We start from the raw sequence: 21,371 nt of genomic DNA, 5'->3' as shown, positions 1-21,371 counted from the left end.
GTGCCGGCGGAGTTCGCGGCGCACCGCGAGTCGGGGCACGGGCGTGGGCCGAGTCGGCGGTTTCCGACCGTCACGCGGACCACGGCGCGGCCTGAGGGGGGTGGGCGGGCAGCCGGGGGCGATGCTCCCGCGCCGGCGCGGCAGTGGCCCATTCTGCTGGTCATCGCCGGGACGGTGGTGGGGCTGATCGTCACCGCCACGGGGGCGTTCCGGCCGGGCACGATCATTGTGGGCGTCTCGCTGCTGGTCGGGGCCGTGCTGCGGTGGGCGGTCACCACGGTCGGGATGCTTGCCGTGCGGAGCCGGTTCACCGACGTACTGACGTACGGCGTTCTCGGGCTGGGCATCGTGTTGCTGGCGCTCATGGCTCAGCCCGATCCGTTGATCCGCATTCCGTTCCTCGAGGACATCATTCACTTCTCGGTGCGCTGAGCGCCGGGGGGCGGGCGATCAGTCGCCGATGGTGGGTGTGGTCCACGGGGAGACCGTCAGACGAAGTCGATGCCGCACGGGTGGTGCGGGTGGGAAACACCGCGCCGTAGGCGCGGTGGGGGCCCGGCCCGGAGGGTTATAGCAGGGGGCGCCCCTTTGCGCAGGGGGTGTGGGGAAAACCCCTCGGGAGGAGTACTGGCGTTCTACGGTGGCCTGCGGCGTGTCGGTCGAGTGGCAGGGGGCGCACCATGGCGCAGTGGGAGCCGTTGGCGGACCGTATCCCCGTGGACGTGCGCCGCCTGGCGACGCAGTTGCGCCGGATGAAGGACCGCAGCGGCCTGACGGTGCCGGCGCTGGCGGCGCGGACGTCGCAGCCGGCGGAGGCGTGGGAACGCTATCTGAACGGCAGGCACTTACCGCCGCTCGACGCGGTCGAGGTGCTGGCGCAGGCGAGCGGGGCGGACTACGAGCGGCTGGGCGCACTGTGGAAGCTGGCGGAGAAGGCGAGCCAGGGCAGTGGTGACCGGGGGCGGGGGAAGCCGGTGCCGTATCCGGATCCGCTGGACCCGCTGGGCGCGCAGGAGGGTCTGCCGGGGCACCGGCGGCGGAATCTGCTGCTCCTCACGTGTGGGGTGCTGGCCGTGGGGGCGCTGCTCGCCGTGCTCCTGGCGGCGGTTCCCAGCAACGGCCGGGCGCCGGAGCGGGACGCGGGGGCGACGCCGACTCCGCGGGTGGCCACCTCGATGCCGTCCGGTACGACGCCGGGGTCACGGGGCGGTGCCGGGGGAACGGGCACTGATCATCGGGGTGCCGATCCGGCGAAGGGGCCCACGGGGAGCGGCGCCACTCCCGGGACTCCCGTGCCCGACGGGCACACCAGCCCGCTGCCCGACCCCTCGCCGTCCGCCTCGCGGCCGGGGCCCCGCGGTACCACGGCGCCGGGGCCGGGCGCTCCGACGATTCCGGGGTCGAGCTCGCCGACGTCCAGCAGTGGTGGGGGGAGCGGAAACGTTCCGCCACCCTCTTCCTCCGCGAGCCCGACCTCGAACGGCATCTGCCTGAGTGTGCTCATCCTCGGCGTGTGCATCGGCGGCGCCCACCACTGACCGGAAACGGTGGTGTGCGGCCGTTCGGTGACGGGAGCCACACCACCTCGGGTCTACGGCCCGCCCGGCGCGCGATAGCCTGACGGATGGCTCTCTTGACGACGAGAGAACGACGAGCGAGCCACGTTCCGGGGCCGCTCGGGCCACTGCCGGGGCGACACAGGTTTCCCGCAGGAAAAGGCCAGGAGAAGGCAATGACTCGCACTCCCGTCAACGTCACCGTCACCGGAGCGGCAGGCCAGATCGGCTACGCCCTCCTCTTCCGTATCGCCTCGGGCCACCTGCTCGGCGCGGATGTGCCGGTGAAGCTCCGCCTCCTGGAGATCCCCCAGGGCCTCAAGGCCGCCGAGGGCACCGCCATGGAGCTGGACGACGCCGCCTTCCCGCTGCTGCAGGGCATCGACATCACCGACGACCCGAACGTCGCCTTCGACGGCGCGAACGTCGCGCTGCTGGTCGGCGCCCGCCCCCGCACCGCCGGTATGGAGCGCGGTGACCTGCTCTCCGCCAACGGCGGCATCTTCAAGCCGCAGGGCAAGGCCATCAACGACCACGCCGCGGACGACATCAAGGTGCTGGTGGTCGGCAACCCGGCGAACACCAATGCGCTCATCGCGCAGTCCGCCGCCCCCGACGTACCGGCCGAGCGGTTCACCGCGATGACCCGCCTGGACCACAACCGCGCCATCGCGCAGCTCTCCAAGAAGACCGGCGTGCCGGTGTCGGAGATCCGCAAGGTCACCATCTGGGGCAACCACTCGGCGACGCAGTACCCCGACATCTTCCACGCCGAGGTCGCGGGCAAGAACGCCGCCGAGGTCGTCAACGACGAGAAGTGGCTGGCCGAGTCCTTCATTCCGACCGTCGCCAAGCGCGGCGCCGCGATCATCGAGGCCCGTGGCGCGTCCTCGGCCGCGTCCGCCGCCTCCGCCGCCATCGACCACGTCCACACCTGGGTCAACGGCACCAGCGACGGCAACTGGACCTCCATGGGCATCGTCTCCGACGGCTCCTACGGTGTCCCGGCCGGTCTCATCTCCTCCTTCCCGGTCACCACCAAGGACGGGCAGTTCGGGATCGTCCAGGGCCTGGAGATCAACGAGTTCTCCCGTGCGCGGATCGACGCCTCGGTGAAGGAGCTCGAGGAGGAGCGCGCCGCGGTGCGCGAGCTCGGCCTCATCTGACGCACAGACGCTTTGGGTAAGGGGTCCCGCCCTGGTGCGGGGCCCCTTACGTGTGTTCTCTTACGCCGTCGTATCGGTCAGTACCTCGCACAGCAGGTCCAGGGCGGCGCCGAAGCCGCTCTCTGGTGGGGTGCCGTAGCCGATGACCAGGGCGGCGGGGGCGTCGGGCGGGCCGCCGTAGACCGGGTGCGGGCTCAGGGCGAGGCCGCGGCTGCGGGCGCGGGCCACCACGGTGTCCAGTGGGCCCGCCTCCGGGGGGAGTTCGAGGACCGCGTGCAGGCCGGCGGCGATGCCGGAGACCCGGACGCGGGGGGCGCGTTCGGCCAGGGCGGCGACCAGGCGGTCCCGGCGGCGCCGGTAGCGCAGCCGCATCCGCCGTACGTGGCGGTCGTAGTCGCCCGAGACGAGGAACTCCGCGAGCGTCAACTGGTCGAGCACCGGCGAGTGGTGATCGGCCATCCGCTTCTGCTTCACCACCTCGGCCATGAGGTGCGGGGGCAGCGCGAGCCAGGCCAGCCGCAGCCCCGGAGCCAGGCTCTTGCTCGCGGTGCCCGCGTAGACGACGTGGTCGGGTGCCAGGCCCTGGAGGGCGCCGACCGGCTGCCGGTCGTAGCGGAACTCGCCGTCGTAGTCGTCCTCGACGATCAGTCCGCCGGTGGCCCGCGCCCAGGCGGTCACGGCGGTACGGCGCCCGGGGGACAGCCGTACGCCGTTGGGGAACTGGTGGGCGGGCGTCAGCAGTACCGCCGAGGTGCCGCGTCCCTGCGGGCCGCCGTCCAGCAGCTCCACGCGCGCGCCGTCCTCGTCCACCGGCAGCGGCACCGTCTCGAGCCCCGCGGTCCGCAGCAGGGTGCGGGTGTCGGGGAAGCCCACCTCCTCGACGGCGATCCGGCGGGCGCCGCGGCCGTACAGCACGCGGGCGAGCAGGCCCGTCGCCTGGACGAACCCCGTGCAGATCAGCAGGTGTTCGGGGTCGGTGCGGACGCCGCGCACCCGGGCCAGGTAGGCGGCGAGGGCCGCCCGCAGCTCGGGCCGTCCCCGGGGGTCGGTGTACCCGAAGGCCGAGTTCGGCGCGGCGGCGAGCGCGCGGCGGGCGGCGGCGCCCCAGGCGGCCCGGGGGAAGGAGGCCAGGTCGGGGGAGCCGGGCCAGAGCGTGTACGGCAGTCCGGCGGTCTCGTCGGGCACCAGTTCGGCGGAGGCGGCGGGGCCGGGTGCGGTGGACGGCGTACGGCGGCGGGGGCGCGGCGGGGGTGCGGCGGCGTCCGGGCGGGGTGCCACGGTGGTGCCGGAGCCCTGGCGGGCGGTGAGCCAGCCCTCGGCGACGAGTTGGGCGTACGCGTCGGCCACGGTGTTGCGGGCCAGGCCGAGGTCGCCGGCCAGGACACGGCTGGACGGCAGCCGGGTGCCGGGCGGGAGGCGGCCGTCGCGCACCGCCTCGCGCAGCGCGTGTTCAAGGCCCGAGCGGGCCCCGCCACCCGCGGCGAGGCGGGCCGCGGGCAGATCGAGCAGCAGGTCGTAGTCCGCGGTCCGCTGCCCGCGATTGGCCCAGTCGTTCATGGCCCAAGTGGACCACGGGGGCAGTGCCACTTCGCCCCTACGGTGGGCGTATGACGACGATCGACGACACCACCGTTGCGGCGCCCGAGCGCCGGATCGACCTCAACGACAAGGCACCCGACTTCTACCAGGCGATGTTCGCCCTCGACCGGGCCGCGGCCAGCGGCCTCGACCCCGTCGTACGCGAGCTGGTCCGCGTCCGAGTCTCCCAGCTCAACGGCTGTGCCTTCTGCACCGACAAGCACAGCGCCGAGGGGCGGAAGGCCGGGCTGTCCGAGCAGCAGCTCTACGCGCTCACGGTGTGGGCCGAGACGCCGTTCTTCACCGCCAGGCAGCGGGCGGCGCTCGCGCTGGCGGAGGCGGTCACCCTGCTCGGCGGGCACGGGACGCACGGGGTGCCGGACGAGGTCTACGACGAGGCCGCGCGGGTCTTCGGCGAGGACGAGCTGCCGCGGCTGATCGCGATGTGCGTGACGATGAACGCGTGGACCCGGATCGGGGTCACGTGCCGGATGTCGCCCGCGACGCGGCCGTAGCGTCGGCCGCCTCCTGCTCCTGCGGCGCGCCGCCTTCCCCGAAGCGGGCCAGGGCGAGCGCGCCCAGCACCGCCAGGACGAAGCCGGCGATGGCGACGGGGGCCCAGCCGGGGCGGGTGCGGTCGCCGAGGGCGAGGACGCCGACGAGGGCGGGGCCGACGGTCTCGCCGATCACCATCCCCGCGGTGGCGGCGGTCACCGAGCCGCGCTGGAGTGCGGAGGTCAGCAGCAGGAAGGCGGTGCCGCCGCCGAGGAGGAGGCCGTAGACGGCCGGGTTGGTGAGCAGGGCCGACGGTGTCATGCCGTCGATGAGGCGGACGGCGACCTCGACCACGCCGAAGCCGAAACCGGCGAAGAGGCCGAGGACGGCGGCCCGGGAGCGTTCCGGGAGCCGGCCCGCGACGGCGCCCGCGGCGAACACCAGCGCGGCGGTGACGAGGGTGCCCCAGCGCAGGGCGGTGCTGCCGTGGTCGTCGCCCGCGCCCTCGCTGCCCGCGGCCAGGCCGAGCAGCGCGAGGCCGCCGCAGACGGCTGCCACGGCGGCCCACTCGCGGCCCGACAGCCGCGCTCCCAGCAGCCGGGCCGCGGTCACCGCCGTCACCGCCAGGCTGGCGGCCAGCGCCGCGCCCACCGCGTAGATCGGCAGTGACCGCAGCGCCACCAGCTCCAGCAGGAAGCCGACGCCGTCCAGGCCCAGGCCCGCCACGTACCGCCACTGCCGCAGCGCCCGCATCAGCAGCCGCGCGTCGACGCCCGACCCGCTGCCAGGCTCCGCCGCCCTCGCCGCCATCGCCTGCAGCACCGACGCGACCCCGAAGCACACGGCGGACCCGAGCGCACACACCATTCCCCAAAGCACCCCCCAACCCTAGGCCCGCGCACCCCTTGCCGCCGCGACGGCGGGAGTGAGGGTGCCCCGGGTCGGGGGGTGACACGCGGTGGAAGACAGGGGGCCGCCGGGGAGCGGTCAGGTGTTCAGGACCTCGCGGAGTTGGGTGAGGGACCAGTCGAGGTCTTCCTTGGTGATGGTGAGGGGTGGGGCGATGCGGATGGTGCTGCCGTGGGTGTCCTTGACGAGGACGCGGCGGGCGAGGAGGGCCTCGGAGACCTGGCGGCCGGTGCCGAGGGCGGGGTCGATGTCGACGCCCGCCCACAGACCGCGGCCGCGGACGGCGGTGACCTGGCCGGTGCCGGTCAGGAGATGGAGCTCGCGGTGGAGATGGTCGCCCAGCTCCGCCGCCCGCTGCTGGTACTCGCCGGTGCGCAGCATCGCGATCACCTCGAGGCCCACCGCGCAGGCCAGCGGGTTCCCGCCGAAGGTGGACCCGTGCTCGCCGGGCCGGAAGACGCCGAGGATCTCGCGGGAGGACACCACCGCGGACACCGGCACCACACCGCCGCCGAGCGCCTTCCCGAGGATGTAGACGTCCGGCACGACCCCTTCGTGCTCGCAGGCGAAGGTCCGGCCCGTACGGCCGAGCCCGGACTGGATCTCGTCGGCCATGAAGAGCACACCGCGCTCGGCGGTGAGCCGCCGCACCCCCGCCAGATAGCCCGGCGGCGGCACCAGCACCCCCGCCTCGCCCTGGATCGGCTCGATCAGCACGGCCACCGTCTCGTCGTCGACCGCCGCCTCCATCGCGGCCAGGTCGCCGTACGGCACGATCGTGAAACCGGGGGTGTACGGCCCGAAGTCGGCCCGCGCCTCGGGGTCCGTCGAGAAGCTGACGATCGTCGTCGTACGCCCGTGGAAGTTGTCGGCCGCGACGACGATCTTCGCCCGCCCGTCCGGCACGCCCTTGACCCGGTACCCCCACTTGCGGGCCGTCTTGACGGCCGTCTCCACCGCCTCCGCCCCGGTGTTCATGGGCAGCACCATCTCCATGCCGCACAGCGCGGCCAGCTCCGCGCAGAACCGCGCGAAGCGGTCGTGGTGGAAGGCCCGCGAGGTCAGTGTCACCCGGTCGAGCTGGGCCTTGGCCGCCGCGATCAGCCGCGGGTTGGCGTGCCCGAAGTTCAGTGCCGAGTACCCGGCGAGCATGTCGAGGTAGCGGCGCCCCTCGACATCCGTCATCCACGCGCCCTCGGCCGTCGCCACGACGACCGGCAGCGGGTGGTAGTTGTGCGCGCTGTACGACTCCGCCGCCGCGATCTCGCGGGCGGTCGAGTCACCGCTGCTGCTGGAATCCGTGGTTCCGGGGTTTCCGGAAATGGTGGTCACGTACGTTCTCCGTTCGTCGTGCGTCGGAGGTCCGGGGTGGATCAGGGGCGGGGGTGGTGCCCCCTTCTATCGTCGCTCTCCCGGACCGCCGTGAAACCTTGGGCGGAACACCGGGTGCGGGCCCGAAGGGGGCCCGGGAGGGGTATGGGAGCGCGGCCGGGACCTGAGAGAATGTGGGGCATGGCCACTGACCGTCCCCGCGCCCTGTCCGGTATCCAGCCCACGGCGGGCTCCTTCCACCTGGGGAACTACCTGGGTGCGATCCGCCAGTACGTGGCGCTGCAGGAGTCGCACGACGCGTTCTACATGGTCGTCGACCTGCACGCGATCACCGTGCCGCAGGACCCGGCGGAGCTGCGTGCGAACACCCGGCTCGCCGCCGCCCAGCTGCTGGCGGCCGGGCTCGACCCGGACCGCTGCACCCTGTTCATCCAGAGCCATGTGCCCGAGCACGCGCAGCTCGGCTGGGTGATGAACTGCCTGACCGGCTTCGGCGAGGCGTCCCGGATGACGCAGTTCAAGGACAAGTCGGCCAAGCAGGGCGCCGACCGCGCGACCGTCGGCCTGTTCACGTACCCGATCCTCCAGGTCGCCGACATCCTGCTGTACCAGGCCGACGCGGTGCCGGTCGGCGAGGACCAGCGGCAGCACATCGAGCTGACCCGCGACCTCGCGGAGCGGTTCAACGGCCGCTTCGGCCAGACCTTCACCATCCCCGCGCCGCACATCGTGCGCGAGGTCGCCAAGATCTACGACCTCCAGGACCCGACGGCCAAGATGAGCAAGTCGGCGGCCTCGCCGAAGGGCCTGGTCAACCTGCTCGACGAGCCGAAGGTGTCGGCGAAGAAGTTCAAGAGCGCCGTCACCGACACCGACACGGTCATCCGGTACGACGAAACGGACAAGCCGGGCATCAGCAATCTGCTCACCATTCACTCCGCCCTCACCGGTACCGGAATCGCGGAACTCGAGGAACGGTACGAGGGCAAGGGCTACGGTGCGCTGAAGACCGACCTCGCGGAGATTTTCGTGGAGTGGGTCACACCGTTCCGTGAGCGCACGCAGGAATATCTTGGTGATCCGGAGACGTTGGACTCGGTTCTGGCGAAGGGTGCGGAGAAGGCTCGCGCCGTCGCCGCCGAGACGCTGGCCAGCGCATATGACCGGATCGGGCTGCTGCCCGCCAAGCACTGAGCCGGGCATCGAGAGCACGCTTCACGGGGCATGAGCCCCGGACGATCATGGCCTGCGGCGCTTCCGGCCCACCGGGCACGCGCGCGACACTGAGATCGGACGACACAGGAAGCACACACGGGGACCACACACGGGGCCACGGGGACGACGGGGACCACGGAATGGGGAAAGGGGTGAACGCAGTGGGGACCACCACGATCGGCGTGTCCATCGCGGTCCCGGAGCCGTACGGGCGCCTGCTCCAGGAGCGGCGTGCCGGGTTCGGCGATCCGGTCGCGTATGCCATCCCCACCCATGTCACCCTGCTGCCCCCCACCGAGGTCGACCCGTCGGACCTGCCCGCGCTGCGGCGGCACCTCGCGGAGGTCGCCGCGGAGGGACGGCCGTTCGTGATGCGGCTGCAGGGCACGGACACCTTCCGGCCGCTGTCGCCGGTGGTGTACGTACGGCTCGCCGAGGGCGGCGGCGCCTGCGCGCAGCTCCAGGAGCAGGTGCGCTCCGGGCCGGTCGCCCGGGAGCTGCAGTTCCCGTACCACCCGCATGTGACGGTCGCGCACGGCATCGCCGAGGCGGCGATGGACCGCGCGCAGCGCGAGCTGGCGGACTTCAGCGCCGCGTGGACGGCGTGCGGGTTCGCCCTGTACGAGCAGGGCGGCGACGGCGTCTGGCGCAAGATGCGCGAGTATCCGTTCGGCACCGAGGGCCGCCCCTCCGTCCCGCACCAGCACACCGCCACCACCCGCACCCCCACGCCCCTGTAGGGCTCCTCCCGGCCCGGCGCCCTCAGAGGGTCAGCTGGCGGAAGATCGCGCGGGGCACGTGCCGCAGCAGGGACATCAGGGGGCGGAGCGGGGCCGGGGCCCAGACGGTGTGGGCGCCGCGGCGCAGACCGGACTCGATGGCGGCGGCGACCGCGGCGGGCGTGGTGGCGAACGGCGCCTCGGGCAGGCCCGCCGTCATCTTCGTACGGACGAACCCGGGCCGTACGACCATGACGTGCACGCCGTCCTCGTACACCGCGTCCCCGAGCCCCTGGGCGAAGGCGTCGAGCCCCGCCTTGCTGCTGCCGTAGACGAAGTTGGCCCGCCGGGCACGTTCGCCCGCGACCGAGGACATGACGACCAGCGAGCCGTGCCCCTGCCGCACCAGGGCGGTGGCGCAGACGAGCGAGGCGGAGATCGCCCCGATGTAGTTGACCTGCGCCACGTGGACTGCGGCCAGCGGCTCGCGTTCGTCCCGCGCCTGGTCGCCGAGCACACCGAAGGCCAGCAGCACCATGTCGACGTCGCCCTCGGCGAACACCTTGCCGAGGACCTCCTCGTGGGTCCCGGGGTCGAGCGCGTCGAACCCGACCACGTGCACCTCGGCCCCCAGCGCCCGCAACTGCTCGGCGGCGGCGTCCAGCTCGGGGGACAGCCGCCCCGCGAGGTGCACGGTACGGGTACGGCGGGCGATCAGCCGCCGGGCGGTGGCCAGGCCGATGTCCGACGTACCGCCGAGGACCAGCAGGGACTGGGGTGCGCCGAAGGCGTCCTTCATGGGAGCTCCTGGGGACTCATCAGAGGGCTGGGTCAAGGGAAGGGGGTTCAGCGGGCGGTCAGAGGGCGAGGCGGCGGGCGAGGTCCGAGGTGATCGCGCCCCGCGGGTCGTACGCGGCGCGCAGGGCGCGGAACTCGTCCAGCCGCGGGTACATCCGGGCGACCAGCTCGGGCCGCAGCCGGGCGTCCTTGGCGAGGTAGACCCGGCCGCCCGCGCAGGCCACCACGTCGTCCAGCTCGTCGAGGAAGCGGCCTAGGCCCGGCATCGAGGCGGGGATGTCCAGGGCCAGCGTCCAGCCCGCCATCGGGAAGGACAGCCACCCCGGGTCGCCCTCGCCGAAGCGCTTGAGCACGGCGAGGAAGGACGGGCAGCCGCGGGTGCTCAGCCGCCGCACGATCTGCCGCAGCGTCTCCTCCTGGCCGCGGCCGACGACGAACTGGTACTGCACGAAGCCGCTGCGGCCGTAGATCCGGTTCCAGTGCGGCAGGCCGTCCAGCGGGTGGAAGAAGGCGGAGAGCCGCTGCAGCTCGCCGCGGCGCATGCGGGGCGCCCTGCGGTACCAGAACTCGTTGAAGAGCCCGACGCTGGTGCGCCCGAGCAGTCCGTCGGGGACGAAGCGGGGGGCGGCGGGCAGCCGCAGCGGGCGGAAGGCGAGCGGCGCGGTACGGGCCCGGGAGCGGGCCGGGAGCGCGTCCAGCGGGGCGTGGTCGCCGCGGGTGAGCACCGCGCGGCCGGTCCTCGCGCCGCGCGCCAGCAGGTCGATCCAGGCGACCGAGTAGCGGTAGTGGTCGTCGTCCGCGGTCAGCCGGGCCATCAGGTCGTCCAGGTCGGCGGCGCGCTCGGTGTCCACCGACATCAGCGAGGTCTGCACCGGCAGCAGCTGGAGCGTGGCGGCCAGGATCACCCCGGTCAGCCCCATGCCGCCCGCGGTGGCCCAGAACAGCTCCGGCTCGTCCTCCGGCGTCACCAGCCGGGTCTCGCCGTCGCCGGTCAGCAGCTCGACGGCGCGGACATGGCGGGAGAACGCCCCCGAGACATGGTGGTTCTTGCCGTGGATGTCGGCGCCGATCGCGCCGCCGACCGTCACATAGCGGGTCCCGGGCGTGACGGGCACGAACCAGCCGAGCGGCAGCAGCACCTCCATCAGGCGGTGCAGCGAGACGCCCGCGTCACACACCACCAGGCCGTTCACCGCGTCGATCTCGTGGATACGGTCCAGGGCCGTCATGTCCAGGACCGCGCCGCCCGCGTTCTGCGCCGCGTCGCCGTAGGCCCGGCCGAGGCCGCGGGCGATCGCACCGCGCCCACCGGCCTCGCGGACCGCCGCCGCGGCCTCCTCGTACGACGTCGGGCGCAGCAGCCGGGCGGTCGTGGGGGCGGTGCGGCCCCAGCCGGAGACGGAGATTGTCGGGGCGGAGGGTACAGGCATACGCGCGACGGTATCGCCTGAGATGTACCGAATGGTTGTTATGCGGCGTTCTTCACCACAACGGGCGAGCGGTAACGAATGACGGTCTTTTCCGCACGGTAAACACACCACGCCGGACAACCGGCGAAAACCAGCGGAAAGCACGAACGCGAGAGCGGCGGCGAGAGCCCGGCAACGGTCGCGACGCACGAGAGCGAGTGACCGGGCGAACGCGCGAGGAGAGGGAGGTGAGGCCGGTGACGCCGGTGCGCTACCCCGGATCCGCGGCGGCCCGTGCGGACCGCCGCCTCCTCGCCGCGCTGCGCCGCTGCGGCGCCGACCCGTATGTCGCGGGCGCCGCGAAGGGCCTGTCCTGGTCGGGCGAGCACGCCGCGGTGTGGCTGGCCGCCGGGCTGGCGGGCGCCGCCGCGGACCCGGCCCGGCGTGTCGCGTGGCTGCGCGCCACGGCGCTGGTCGGCGCGGCGCACGCCGCGAGCATGGCGGTCAAGCGGGTGGTACGCCGCCCCCGGCCGCTGCTGCCCGGCGCCTCGCCCCTGGTCCGCACCGCGGGCGCGCACAGCTTCCCCAGCTCCCACGCCAGCTCCGCGGCGGCCGCCGCGATCGCCTTCGGCGCCCTCCTCCCGCGCGCCCCCCTCCCGTCGCTGGCCGTCGCGATGTGCCTCTCCCGGCTCGTCGCCGGCGTCCACTACCCCACCGACGTCGCCTTCGGCGCCCTCCTCGGCGCCGCGACCGCGCACCTGGGCCGCCCCTGGACCCTCCGCGCGCTCCCCCTGCCCACCGGAGGCCGCCATGGCTGAGCCCTCTGCCGCACTCGTCGACGAGGCCGCCCGACCCGGGGCGGCCGGAGTGGCGGCGCTGGCCGCCTCGGTGTCGGTGCGCGGGCTGGCCGGGGGGCTGCTGCGGACGGCCCGCCCGCGGCAGTGGGTGAAGAACGTCCTGGTGCTGGCGGCGCCGGTGGCGGCCGGACGGCTGCTGTCGGCCCGGGCGGTGGGGCAGCTCGTCGTGGTCTTCGTGCTGTTCACCGCGTGCGCGTCGGCGGTGTACCTGATCAACGACGCGCGCGACGCCGAGGCGGACCGGGCGCACCCGGTGAAGTGCGCGCGCCCGGTGGCGTGCGGCCAGGTGCCGGTGGCCGTGGCGTACGGCGCCGGATGCGCCCTCGCGGTGCTCGCGCCCGCCGCCGCGGCGGTGCTGTGCACCCCGGACACGGCCGCGCTGCTGCTCGGCTACGTCCTCATACAGCTCGCCTACTGCCTCTGGCTCAAGCACATGCTCGTCATCGACCTGGCCGTGGTCACCACCGGCTTCCTGATGCGCGCGATGGCGGGCGGCCTGACCCTGCACATCGACCTGTCCCGCTGGTTCCTGATCACCTCGGGCTTCGGCGCCCTGTTCATGGTCGCCGCCAAGCGCTACTCCGAACTCGTCCTGATGTCCGCGCAGGACGGCGAGATCGGCGCCTCCCGGGCGCTGCTGGGCGAGTACACCACCGGCTATCTGCGGTTCGTGTGGCAGCTCGCGGCGGGCGTCGCGGTCCTCGCGTACTGCCTGTGGGCGATGGAGACCGGCGCCTCCCCGGCGGGCTGGCTGCCCTGGCGCCAGCTCTCCATGATCCCGTTCATCCTCTCGGTGCTGCGCTACGCCGTCTTCGCCGACGCGGGCACCGCCGGCGAGCCCGAGGACGTCGTGCTGCGCGACCGTACGCTCGTGCTGATCGGCCTGGTCTGGGGCGCGCTGTACGTCCTCGCCGTGGTCAACACGTGATCGCGCGCCGCGCGCCCGCCGCGGGCCCCGGCGCGCTGCTCCCCGAACTCCTCGGCTTCGCGCTGGCGGGCGGCGCCGCCTACGCCGCCGACCTGGCGTTCTTCGTCTGGCTGCGCGGCCCCGGCGGCTTCGGCCCGCTCACCGCGAAGTCGCTGTCCTTCGTCGCGGGCTGCACCGTCGCCTACCTCGGCAACGCGCTGGGCACCTACCGCGGCCGCGCCCCCGCCGTCAGCCGCGCCCGGCAGTACGGCGTCTTCTTCGTGTTCAACCTCGCGGGCGCCCTGGTCCAGCTGCTCTGCCTGGCCGTCTCGCACTACGGGCTGGGCCTCACCGCGCCGCGCGACGACATCGTGTCCGGCGCGGGCGTCGGCATGGCGCTGGCCACGGCGCTGCGCTTCTGGGGCACCCGGACCTTCGTCTTCCGCCGGACTGCATCGGCCGGGGAAGGGTAACCGCCCGTTATGGACTGGTTGGCCCGGCTGCCGTGGATCGGTCCGCGGGTCAAGCCGTGGATCGACCGCACCTTGCGCACGCACGCCTGGCGGGCCTTCGCCCATCTGCTGTCCGTGCACTGGACGCGGCTGGCGGCCGCGATGACCTTCACCAGCTTCCTGGCGCTCTTCCCGCTGATCACCCTCGGCGCCGCGATCGGCGCAGCCCTGCTGTCGAAGGACCAGCTGAACACCCTGGAACGCAAGATCTCCGAGCAGATCCCCGGGATCGCCGACCAGATCCACATCAGCGGACTGGTCGCCAACGCCGGCACCATCGGCCTCATCGCCGGCCTCCTGCTGCTGGTCACCGGCATCGGCTGGGTCGGTTCGCTCCGGGACTGCCTGCGCGCGGTGTGGGCCAAGGACAACGAGGAGCGCAACCCGTTCCTGGGCAAGCTCGCCGACGCGGGAGTGCTGGTCGGGCTCGGCTTCGCCGTCCTGGTGTCGCTCGGCGCCTCCGCCTTCGCCACCGCCGCCGTCACCTGGGCCGGCGACCACCTCGACATCAACCGGCACGGCGCGGGCCGGGTGGGCCTCACCATCGTCGGCTACGCCCTCGCCGTCATCGCCGACTTCCTCATCCTCACCTATCTGCTGACGCTGCTGCCCGGCGTCGAACCGCCGCGCCGCGCGGTCATGCAGGCCGCGCTCATCGGCGCGGTCGGCTTCGAACTGCTCAAGGTGCTGCTCGCCAGCTATCTGCAGGGCGTGGCGGGCCGCAACATCTACGGCGCCTTCGGCACGCCCGTCGCCCTGCTGCTCTGGTTCAACTTCATGGCGAAGCTGCTGCTGTACTGCGCCGCCTGGACGGCGACACCACGGCACGCCCCGCCGCCCGAGGACGACGAGGCGGCGCCGGACAAAAGCCCGGACGAGGTCACGGACAGGGCCGCCGGCGAGTCCGCGGACGGGGCCGCCGCGGAGAACGGGCGGGGCGGCGGTGCTACGGGAGGCGCATCCGGCGCGAACGGCCACGGCCCCGGCCCCGCCCCCGGCCGCCGGACGGTGATCCGCCCGGAAGCGGGCGGCGCCGCCGGACGACCATGACGACCAGGCCCAGCAGCAGCACGGTCCCGGCGGCGATCCCCGCCGCCGTCAGCAGCCCGCCGGACGACGAGCCGCCGGACGTCGCGGAAGCCTGGTCCTTGCCGCCCGGCCCCTGCGCCGCGGTGGGCTTCGTGTGCGGCACCTTGCTCAGCGGCGGCACCAGGGTGCCCACCGGCTTGACCGACGGGGCGGCCTTGAAGCCCCAGTCGAGCAGCGAGGCGGCCTCGCGGTAGACGAGGTTGTGCTGGGGCGCCGGGGTCATGACGGTGACCAGCAGCGTCCGTCCGCCGCGCTGCGCGACACCGGTGTACGTGGCGCCCGCGTTCGTCGTGTTGCCGTTCTTGACACCCGCGATGCCCGGGTACCTGGACAGGTCGTAGTCGCCGCTCAGCAGGCGGTCGGTGTTCTGGATGCCGAAGGTGTCGCGGGCCTTGGTGGGCTTGCCGGTCTTCTTGTCCTTCTTCCAGTCCCCGGGGAACTGCGCGCTCACGGTGGAGCAGTACTGCCGGAAGTCCGGGTTCTGCAGGCCCTCGCGGGCGAAGAGGGTCAGGTCGTACGCGCTGCTGACCTGCCCCGGCTCGTCGTACCCGTCGGGCGTGACGACATGGGTGTCGTTCGCCTGCAACTCGTGGGCCTGCGCGTTCATGTCGGTGACGGTCTTGGGCACGCCGCCGTTCATCGCGGCCAGCACGTGCACGGCGTCGTTGCCCGAGCGCAGGAAGACGCCGAGCCACAGGTCCTTGACGCTGTAGGTCAGGTTCTCCTTGATGCCGACCAGGCTGCTGCCCTCGCCCATGCCCTGGAGGTCGCGCGGCGCCACCTTGTGCACGGTCGTCCTGGGGAACTTCGGCAGCACGGTGTCGGCGAACAGCATCTTCAGGGTGCTGGCGGGCGGGAGCTGCCAGTGCGCGTTGTGCGCGGCCAGGATGGCGCCGGTCTCGGCGTCCGCGACGATCCAGGACTTCGCCGTGAGCTTCGCGGGCAGCGCGGGCGCGCCCGGCGTCAGCTCCACCTGCGTCCCCGGCACACCCAGCCGGTCACCGCCCACCGTCGACATCCGGGCGGGCGGTCTCGGCGCCTTCGTGTCCCCGGGGGCGACCGCACCGGCGGTGCCCGCCAGTACGGTGCCGCCGAGCAGAGCGACTGCGGCGGTGACGGCCAGGGCGGAACGGTACGGCGCGCGGCGGCGCACAGTGGGCTGAGGCAGGGGCACCCCGAGAAAGTACAGGGCCCACCTGTACACCGGTGGCACCGGGGGCAACCACGTCGCAGTGACGAACCGCACACCGCGTGGAGGGAACCAGCACCCCCGCTTTTCCCGTCCGCCCCATGGGCCTCCGTACTACGATCGCCGTACGATCAGTTGACGCCCCATCATGACCGTTTCCACGGTGGGGAGTTATGGAACGCCCGCCCCGGGTACCACCCGGACAAGTGACCACGCGTCATCCGGGAAAAGGACTAGAAAATCTACGCAATGGCCTTGGATCAGGCCAAAAGTGGTTGCGGACACCCAGGTGGCCGGGAGACTTGAAAGCCAGTACCCGCCGCTTGCTCGTGCCGCGCGTCTCGCCGCCTTCCGTGGAGATCGGGTTCCCATGACCAAAGAAGAGGTAGTCCTGGCTGCGCTGCCGCCTTTCACGCGGAGCCTGACAGACGGGTTCGTGGACCAGCACAGAGAGACCGTCAGCATCACCGAGCTACAGGATCGGGTGGTCACCTTGGTCGCCTTTCCCGAGCAGAGCCCGGACGTGATCAGGACGCGCCACGCGGTGAGGTTCCTGATCCGCTATCTGGCCCGCTCGCAGGACAGGTACTTCTTCATCGAGGCGGACCGCCTGCACCACATCGCGCCGACGCCCGCCGACGACGGGGTGACCCGGCGGGTGATCGTCGAGTTCAGCCATGACGTGGACCGCCGTATCCGCGGGGAGTACGCGGAGCCCAGGACCCAGCCCGAGCACGGGACCCACGGGGAGCACCGGGACCGGGGCGCGGGACGGGGCCGGGGTGACGGGCGGGAGCGGGGCGAGGGCCGCGGCCGCCCGACCAGCCGGGGCCACGGCTGGTCGGGCAACCGCCGAAGGCCCGGCGAGGCCGGGCGTCCGCCGGAACCGCCCGCTCCGCAGGCGCTCGACGACTTCTTCGCGGACTTCGAGCAAGAGATCAGGGGCGCTCGCCTCGGAAGAGAAGGGGACACACCGGGGGATGAATGAAATCCTGCTGCTGCCGCGATTCCACGAGCAGATCAGGCTGCACCTCGTAGCGAATTTCCTCGAAATCCCCGTCCGGCCGATCGTGCTGGGGATCTTCGGCCGCAGTGGTGACGGGAAGTCCGCGCAGCTCGCCGCGGCGCTCGAGGCGTTCCATGTCGACCCGTACCGGATCAGCGCGGGCGACCTGGAGAGCGGAATGGCCGGTGAGCCCGGCAAGCTGGTCGCCAGGACGTACTCCGCCGCCTCGCTGGCGATCCAGAAGGAGTCCCCGGCGGCGCTGGTCATCGAGGACATCGACACCACCGTGGGGGAGTGGGAGCTCAACACCGGCACGGTCAACCACCAGCAGGTCATCGCGGAGCTGATGCACCTCGCCGACCGGCCCATCGACACCTTGCGCAACTGCCCCTGCCGGGTGCCGGTCTTCGTCACCGGCAACAACCTCTCGCGGCTGTACCCGCCGCTGCGCCGGCACGGCCGGATGCATGTGATGCCCTGGCGGCCGAACGCGGCGGAGCTGCGTACCGTCGTCGTCGGCCTCTTCCGCGGAATCGCCACGGAGCAGGCGTGCGAGGTGCTGGCGGGAGAGTTCGCCGAGCAGCCGCTGGCCTTCTTCGCCCAGGTGCGCCAGGCGGTGCTCGAAGCGGGGATCGGACGTCAGCTCAGCTCGGTCGATCCCGACATGCGGGTTCTGCTGCAGCGGCGGCACGGCAGGCACCACGCCTTCTCGCAGCCCCGGATCACCGACCACGACCTGCTGCGCCTGGCCCGGAAGACACGTGACGACCTCGACACCGGGCTTCAGAACTTCCTGGCCGAGCCCTCCGGAGAGCTGCGATGAGCCCTCAAACCTTCACGTACACCTGGACCCAGACCCGGCTGGAGACGGTCCAGGACCAGTTCCACAGCCTGATGCTCTACGCCGGGATCAAGCAGTCCAGCATCGACCACGTCCTGGCCGCCGTGGGCTGCAAGGAGATCGACGCGCTCGGGATATTCGGCACCGACGACTCGAAGCTGCGCGTCGCAGAGATCGAGCTGCGGGTCGACTGGTCCATCAGCGGCCGCCTCACCCTGACCGTGCCCAACATCTCCGGCGGTCTGCCGGGCTGGCGCGAGAAGGAGGCGCCCGAGGTGCGGGTCGCCGGGCGGCGGTTCGCCGAGGTGGCGAAGTCGATGTCGCTGACGACGAGCTACTGGGTGAACTTCATCCCGACCATCAGGGCGGACGCCGACCGGCACCGCGCCCTGTGCGAGAAGTACGGGCTCGCCTACAAGTCCTCGATCCCGTCGTGGAAGTCCACGCCGGAGGAGCGCAGCGAGACGCTGCTCGACCTGCCCGAGGCCAACATCGCCATCAGGAGGGCCGGGGGATGACGTCCAGCGTCGAGATCAGCGTGTCCGATCCGGGCGAGGCGCGCTCGCTCCGGGAGTGGCTCTCGGACGCACCCGGGGTGAGCGTGGAGACCCGGCCGGGGGTGCCGGGCCCCGGTGAGCAGGGCGTCCTGGACAGCCTGCTGATGGCCGGAAGCGGCGGCGCGCTGGTCGCCGCCCTCAAGGTGGTGCCCGACTTCATCCGCTCCCGCAGGTCCAACGTGTCCATCACCGCCACCGTGAACGGGCAGCCGTTCACGTTGGACGCGGAGAACGTGGAAGACGTCATGGAGATCCTGGAGCGGCTGCTCGATGAGTGAGTTCCCACCACTGCACGACTACTCGCGCTCCCGGGCCGTGGTCATGGGGACGTGGGACTACCAGTCCAAGGGACTGCTCTCGCTGCCCGCCGCCCAGCACAGCCTGGACCGCATGGTCGGGCTGCTCACCGGGCCGCTGTGCGGCTGGCCCGAGGACCGGGTGACGGTGCTGCGCAACCGCGCGAAGCCCGGCAACATCCACGACGAGCTCATTACGCACTTCAGCGACGTCAAGGACGTGGCGCTCTTCTACTTCGTCGGGCACGGACAGATCGACCCGGAGGACCAGCTGTGCCTGGGGCTGACGGAGACGGTCACCGTTCCGGCGCGCCGGGCCAGTACCAGCCTGGAGTTCGGCGACGTGCGCAAAGCGCTGGGCGGCAGTAGCGCGGCCACCAAGATCGTCATCCTCGATTGCTGCTTCGCCGGGCTGGCGACCCGCCGGGACAACACCCTGGCGGCGCTCACCGTCGACGTCATGGATATGGCGGGCGCGACCGGCGCGTACACGATGGCGGCCACTGGGCAGTTCACCACCGCGCTCTTCGAGACGGACACGCCGAAGCCGCAGACGTACTTCACCAAGTACCTGGTCGACACCGTCGAGGCGGGCATCCCGACCGAACAGAGCGGACTGCGGCTGCACTCCCTCTACGGCGAGGTGCGGGAGGCACTGGCACGCGACAAGCGGCCGACGCCGCAGCGCCGGATCATCGACAACGCCCGGGACTTCGTCTTCGCCCACAACGTCAACCCCGTGCCCGCGCCGACGCCCGCCGTGGACGAGGACGACGAACGGGACTACCTGCGGCGGCGGCTGGACGAGCTCGCGGAGACGATCAAGACGATCGCCGACGCGGTGACGGTCAGGCCGCCGACCGAACCGGTGGCCGCGGAGCCGGCGCCGGAACCGGTGGCACCGAAGTCACCGGTCGTGCTGGTGCGGGCGGCTCCGGTGGCGCCGGAACCGGTCGCGTCGACGGCGGCGGCCGATGCCGCCGCCGAGCAGGAGCGCGACCAGCTGCGGGTGCGGATCAGCCAGCTCGAAAAGGCCGTGCTGACCCTCAAGCAGGCGGTGCCGGAGGAGCGGCCCGAGGTGGCCGCCGCGGCGGAGGCGACGGTTCCTCCGGAGGCGCATCCGACCGTGACGACGCCGCCGGCGGCGGAGCCGGAGGCTCGGGAGGCGCGGGAGACCGTCCCGCCGGTGACCGAGCCGCCCGTGGCGGAGGCGCCGAAGTCCGCCGTGCCGAAGCCCGCTCCGCCCAAGGCCGCTGCCACGAAGGCCGCTCAGCCGACTCCGACTCCGTCCAAGAGGGTTCCGCCGCCGACCTCGCCGACGAAGACCGCCGCCGGCCGGACTGCGACCGCGGGTCCGCAGCCGGTGAAGGCCGCCGCGGGGCAGACCGGTACGGGTGGGACGCCGCTCTCGCGCCCGAAGCCGGTGAAGGCGGCGGCGCATCGGAAGCCGCAGGCCAAGCAGAAGCAGCCGAAGAAGACCGCCACCAGTCCGGGCCAGGCGCATCCGCCGAGCCAGCCCCAGCCCCAGCCTCAACCTCAGACCCAGGCCCAGGCCCACACCCAGGCTCCGGCCGCGGCTCCCATGCCCGGCCCCCGGGCGGCACCGGCCACCACGGTCGGGCAGAAGCCCCTGGCGGACTTCTTCGCGGACTTCGCCGACGAGGTGGCGGCGGCGTCCGTCGACCCCGGTCCCGAGTCCGACCCCGGGTCCGCGTCCACGTCCGGGTCCGGAGCCGGGACCAGGACCGAGGAGCAGGCCACCACGACGAGCGGCACGCGTACGGACCGGGCGGACCGTACACAGCCGAGCGATCTCGACAAGTTCTTCGAGCTCTTCACGGAGGAGATCTCCCGCCGCCGCCTCGGCACCACCCCCGACGACTGACGCCGCGCCCCATCCGCACATACTGGGACGTATGAAGCTCTCCCGTCGGGTGTCCTGGTTCCTCCTCGCCTTCGGCGTCTGGTCCTGGATCGTTTGGACCACCTTCGTCAAGAACCTGTGGAAGGACACCAGCGGGCTGGCCTTCCACCACGGCGACCACTCGTCGCCGACCGCCTACTTCTGGATCCACCTCACCCTCGCCATCACCTCCGCCGCCCTCGGCACCGCGATCGGCGTCCTGGGGCTGCGGGGCCTGCGCGCCCTGCGCCGCGAGGCGGCTCCCGCCCAGGAAGTGGTGCCCGCCCCGGAGTCGGCCCCCGAGCCGGAAGCGGTGGCCGACCGGGCCTAGGTGTCGGCCCGTCCCGGTGCCACCCGCGTGGCGCCGGATGGTGTCGCATGGTGTCAACCTGACTCAGGTTGGCACCATTGCGTTTTCCCAGGTCAAGCAGGTGGCTCCTGGCCCATGGCGCTTGTGATGCCATTCGGGGTTGCGTGTAGCGCCAATGTGGTGCCACTATGACGTCATGGACCTGACCCCGTATGTCGACAACCTCCGCCGTGAGCTCGCGGTGGCCGCAGAGGCGGGCGGTGACGACGCCCGCGAGCTGGCCGAGCGGCTGACCGCTCCGCTGGAGTCGGCGACCCGGCTGGCGATGCTCAACGTGCTCTCCGCCGCCATGGACGAGATCACCCGCGAGCTGGCCCCCGGTTCCGTCGACGTACGGCTGCGCGGGCTCGACCCCGACTTCGTGGTGACGCCGCCGCCCTCGTACGGCGGGGCCGCGGAGGAGGACGAGGTGCCCGCCGAACCGTTCAGGGCGCAGCCGCCCGCCGACGGCGACGAGGGCGGCACCGCCCGGGTCAACCTCCGGCTGCCCGCCCACCTCAAGACGCGCGCCGAGGAGGCCGCGAGCCACGAGGGCCTGTCGGTCAACGCCTGGCTGGTGCGAGCCGTGTCGGCCGCGGTCGACGGCGGCGCGCGGCCCCGTACGGCGAAGAAGAGCCCCACCATCGGACAGAGCTTCACGGGCTGGGTGCGCTAGCCGCACCCCGGC

The 21,371-nt window shown here is 72.7% G+C and carries 23 protein-coding genes; 17 read left to right on the top strand and 6 right to left on the bottom strand.

Annotated features, from left to right (window positions below; translation table 11 throughout):
* From AB0M29_RS01220 to AB0M29_RS01210, 3 genes are all read left to right on the top strand, one after another.
* Positions 1-432: a DUF3017 domain-containing protein gene (locus AB0M29_RS01220; protein WP_365377133.1), complete on the top strand. Its 432-nt coding sequence runs from the start codon at positions 1-3 to the stop codon at positions 430-432.
* Between the two features lie 248 nt (positions 433-680).
* The gene (locus AB0M29_RS01215; RefSeq protein WP_365377130.1) at positions 681-1,538 is read left to right on the top strand and encodes a helix-turn-helix transcriptional regulator; all 858 of its coding nucleotides are present in this window, start codon (positions 681-683) and stop codon (positions 1,536-1,538) included.
* A 194-nt stretch (positions 1,539-1,732) separates the two neighbouring features.
* Entirely contained in the window at positions 1,733-2,722 is a 990-nt protein-coding gene (locus tag AB0M29_RS01210; protein ID WP_365377128.1) for a malate dehydrogenase, read from the top strand.
* Positions 2,723-2,782: 60 nt separating this feature from the next.
* Here the strand turns inward: AB0M29_RS01210 and AB0M29_RS01205 are convergent, their stop codons facing one another.
* Positions 2,783-4,279, bottom strand: a complete 1,497-nt coding sequence (locus AB0M29_RS01205; RefSeq protein WP_365377125.1) for a PLP-dependent aminotransferase family protein — start codon at positions 4,277-4,279, stop codon at positions 2,783-2,785.
* Between the two features lie 50 nt (positions 4,280-4,329).
* Between AB0M29_RS01205 and AB0M29_RS01200 the strand changes: the two genes are divergently transcribed.
* On the top strand, positions 4,330-4,815 hold the full coding sequence (locus AB0M29_RS01200) for a carboxymuconolactone decarboxylase family protein (protein WP_365377123.1): 486 nt from the start codon (positions 4,330-4,332) through the stop codon (positions 4,813-4,815).
* On the opposite strand, the gene AB0M29_RS01195 is transcribed toward AB0M29_RS01200, so the two are convergent.
* Both AB0M29_RS01195 and rocD read right to left on the bottom strand, forming a co-directional pair.
* Positions 4,781-5,662 (bottom strand): hypothetical protein, encoded by an 882-nt coding sequence (locus AB0M29_RS01195; protein ID WP_365377121.1) that lies wholly within the window; start codon positions 5,660-5,662, stop codon positions 4,781-4,783. The two genes, AB0M29_RS01200 and AB0M29_RS01195, sit on opposite strands and share 35 nt — an antisense overlap.
* A gap of 120 nt (positions 5,663-5,782) precedes the next feature.
* Complete coding sequence (gene rocD, locus AB0M29_RS01190; RefSeq protein WP_365377655.1) at positions 5,783-7,027, bottom strand: ornithine--oxo-acid transaminase; 1,245 nt, start codon at positions 7,025-7,027, stop codon at positions 5,783-5,785.
* A 189-nt stretch (positions 7,028-7,216) separates the two neighbouring features.
* On the opposite strand from rocD, the gene trpS reads away from it, so the two are divergent.
* Both trpS and AB0M29_RS01180 read left to right on the top strand, forming a co-directional pair.
* Positions 7,217-8,230, top strand: coding sequence for a tryptophan--tRNA ligase (gene trpS, locus AB0M29_RS01185; protein WP_365377119.1), 1,014 nt, complete (start codon positions 7,217-7,219; stop codon positions 8,228-8,230).
* Between the two features lie 182 nt (positions 8,231-8,412).
* Positions 8,413-8,991, top strand: a complete 579-nt coding sequence (locus tag AB0M29_RS01180; protein WP_365377652.1) for a 2'-5' RNA ligase family protein — start codon at positions 8,413-8,415, stop codon at positions 8,989-8,991.
* Between the two features lie 22 nt (positions 8,992-9,013).
* Here the strand turns inward: AB0M29_RS01180 and AB0M29_RS01175 are convergent, their stop codons facing one another.
* Positions 9,014-9,769 carry a decaprenylphospho-beta-D-erythro-pentofuranosid-2-ulose 2-reductase gene (locus AB0M29_RS01175; protein ID WP_365377116.1) on the bottom strand — a complete coding sequence of 252 codons (756 nt, stop codon included), beginning with the start codon at positions 9,767-9,769 and terminating at the stop codon, positions 9,014-9,016.
* A 58-nt stretch (positions 9,770-9,827) separates the two neighbouring features.
* A complete protein-coding gene (locus AB0M29_RS01170; protein ID WP_365377113.1) occupies positions 9,828-11,198 on the bottom strand; it encodes an FAD-binding oxidoreductase in 1,371 nt (456 codons plus the stop codon).
* A 227-nt stretch (positions 11,199-11,425) separates the two neighbouring features.
* On the opposite strand from AB0M29_RS01170, the gene AB0M29_RS01165 reads away from it, so the two are divergent.
* Genes AB0M29_RS01165 through AB0M29_RS01150 form a run of 4 tightly spaced genes read left to right on the top strand, consistent with a single transcriptional unit; the run spans position 11,426 to position 14,503 of the window.
* Positions 11,426-11,995, top strand: a complete 570-nt coding sequence (locus AB0M29_RS01165; RefSeq protein WP_365377110.1) for a phosphatase PAP2 family protein — start codon at positions 11,426-11,428, stop codon at positions 11,993-11,995.
* Entirely contained in the window at positions 11,988-12,962 is a 975-nt protein-coding gene (locus AB0M29_RS01160; RefSeq protein ID WP_365377107.1) for a decaprenyl-phosphate phosphoribosyltransferase, read from the top strand. Before AB0M29_RS01165 ends, AB0M29_RS01160 begins: the two co-directional genes overlap by 8 nt.
* On the top strand, positions 12,959-13,414 hold the full coding sequence (locus AB0M29_RS01155; protein WP_365377105.1) for a GtrA family protein: 456 nt from the start codon (positions 12,959-12,961) through the stop codon (positions 13,412-13,414). Before AB0M29_RS01160 ends, AB0M29_RS01155 begins: the two co-directional genes overlap by 4 nt.
* A gap of 9 nt (positions 13,415-13,423) precedes the next feature.
* Positions 13,424-14,503: a YihY/virulence factor BrkB family protein gene (locus AB0M29_RS01150; protein WP_365377103.1), complete on the top strand. Its 1,080-nt coding sequence runs from the start codon at positions 13,424-13,426 to the stop codon at positions 14,501-14,503.
* Here the strand turns inward: AB0M29_RS01150 and AB0M29_RS01145 are convergent.
* On the bottom strand, positions 14,400-15,623 hold the full coding sequence (locus tag AB0M29_RS01145) for a D-alanyl-D-alanine carboxypeptidase (RefSeq protein WP_365377650.1): 1,224 nt from the start codon (positions 15,621-15,623) through the stop codon (positions 14,400-14,402). The two genes, AB0M29_RS01150 and AB0M29_RS01145, sit on opposite strands and share 104 nt — an antisense overlap.
* 544 nt (positions 15,624-16,167) lie before the next feature.
* On the opposite strand from AB0M29_RS01145, the gene AB0M29_RS01140 reads away from it, so the two are divergent.
* From AB0M29_RS01140 to AB0M29_RS01110, 7 genes are all read left to right on the top strand, one after another.
* Positions 16,168-16,719 carry a hypothetical protein gene (locus tag AB0M29_RS01140; protein ID WP_365377100.1) on the top strand — a complete coding sequence of 184 codons (552 nt, stop codon included), beginning with the start codon at positions 16,168-16,170 and terminating at the stop codon, positions 16,717-16,719.
* On the top strand, positions 16,712-17,560 hold the full coding sequence (locus AB0M29_RS01135) for an AAA family ATPase (RefSeq protein WP_365377097.1): 849 nt from the start codon (positions 16,712-16,714) through the stop codon (positions 17,558-17,560). The genes AB0M29_RS01140 and AB0M29_RS01135 overlap by 8 nt, the downstream gene beginning before the upstream one ends.
* Positions 17,557-18,096, top strand: coding sequence for a hypothetical protein (locus AB0M29_RS01130; RefSeq protein ID WP_365377095.1), 540 nt, complete (start codon positions 17,557-17,559; stop codon positions 18,094-18,096). The genes AB0M29_RS01135 and AB0M29_RS01130 overlap by 4 nt, the downstream gene beginning before the upstream one ends.
* The gene (locus AB0M29_RS01125; protein ID WP_365377092.1) at positions 18,093-18,413 is read left to right on the top strand and encodes a hypothetical protein; all 321 of its coding nucleotides are present in this window, start codon (positions 18,093-18,095) and stop codon (positions 18,411-18,413) included. Before AB0M29_RS01130 ends, AB0M29_RS01125 begins: the two co-directional genes overlap by 4 nt.
* Positions 18,406-20,316, top strand: a complete 1,911-nt coding sequence (locus AB0M29_RS01120) for a caspase family protein (RefSeq protein WP_365377090.1) — start codon at positions 18,406-18,408, stop codon at positions 20,314-20,316. Before AB0M29_RS01125 ends, AB0M29_RS01120 begins: the two co-directional genes overlap by 8 nt.
* 31 nt (positions 20,317-20,347) lie before the next feature.
* The gene (locus tag AB0M29_RS01115) at positions 20,348-20,665 is read left to right on the top strand and encodes a hypothetical protein (RefSeq protein WP_365377088.1); all 318 of its coding nucleotides are present in this window, start codon (positions 20,348-20,350) and stop codon (positions 20,663-20,665) included.
* Between the two features lie 175 nt (positions 20,666-20,840).
* Positions 20,841-21,359: a hypothetical protein gene (locus AB0M29_RS01110; protein WP_365377086.1), complete on the top strand. Its 519-nt coding sequence runs from the start codon at positions 20,841-20,843 to the stop codon at positions 21,357-21,359.
* Positions 21,360-21,371: the final 12 nt, after the last annotated feature.

The sequence above is a fragment of the Streptomyces sp. NPDC051976 genome, assembly GCF_040680795.1.
In the GTDB taxonomy this organism is placed as follows: domain Bacteria; phylum Actinomycetota; class Actinomycetes; order Streptomycetales; family Streptomycetaceae; genus Actinacidiphila.
The sequence above is the reverse complement of the archived record's forward strand: the minus strand, read 5'-3'. Positions and strand labels throughout refer to the sequence as shown.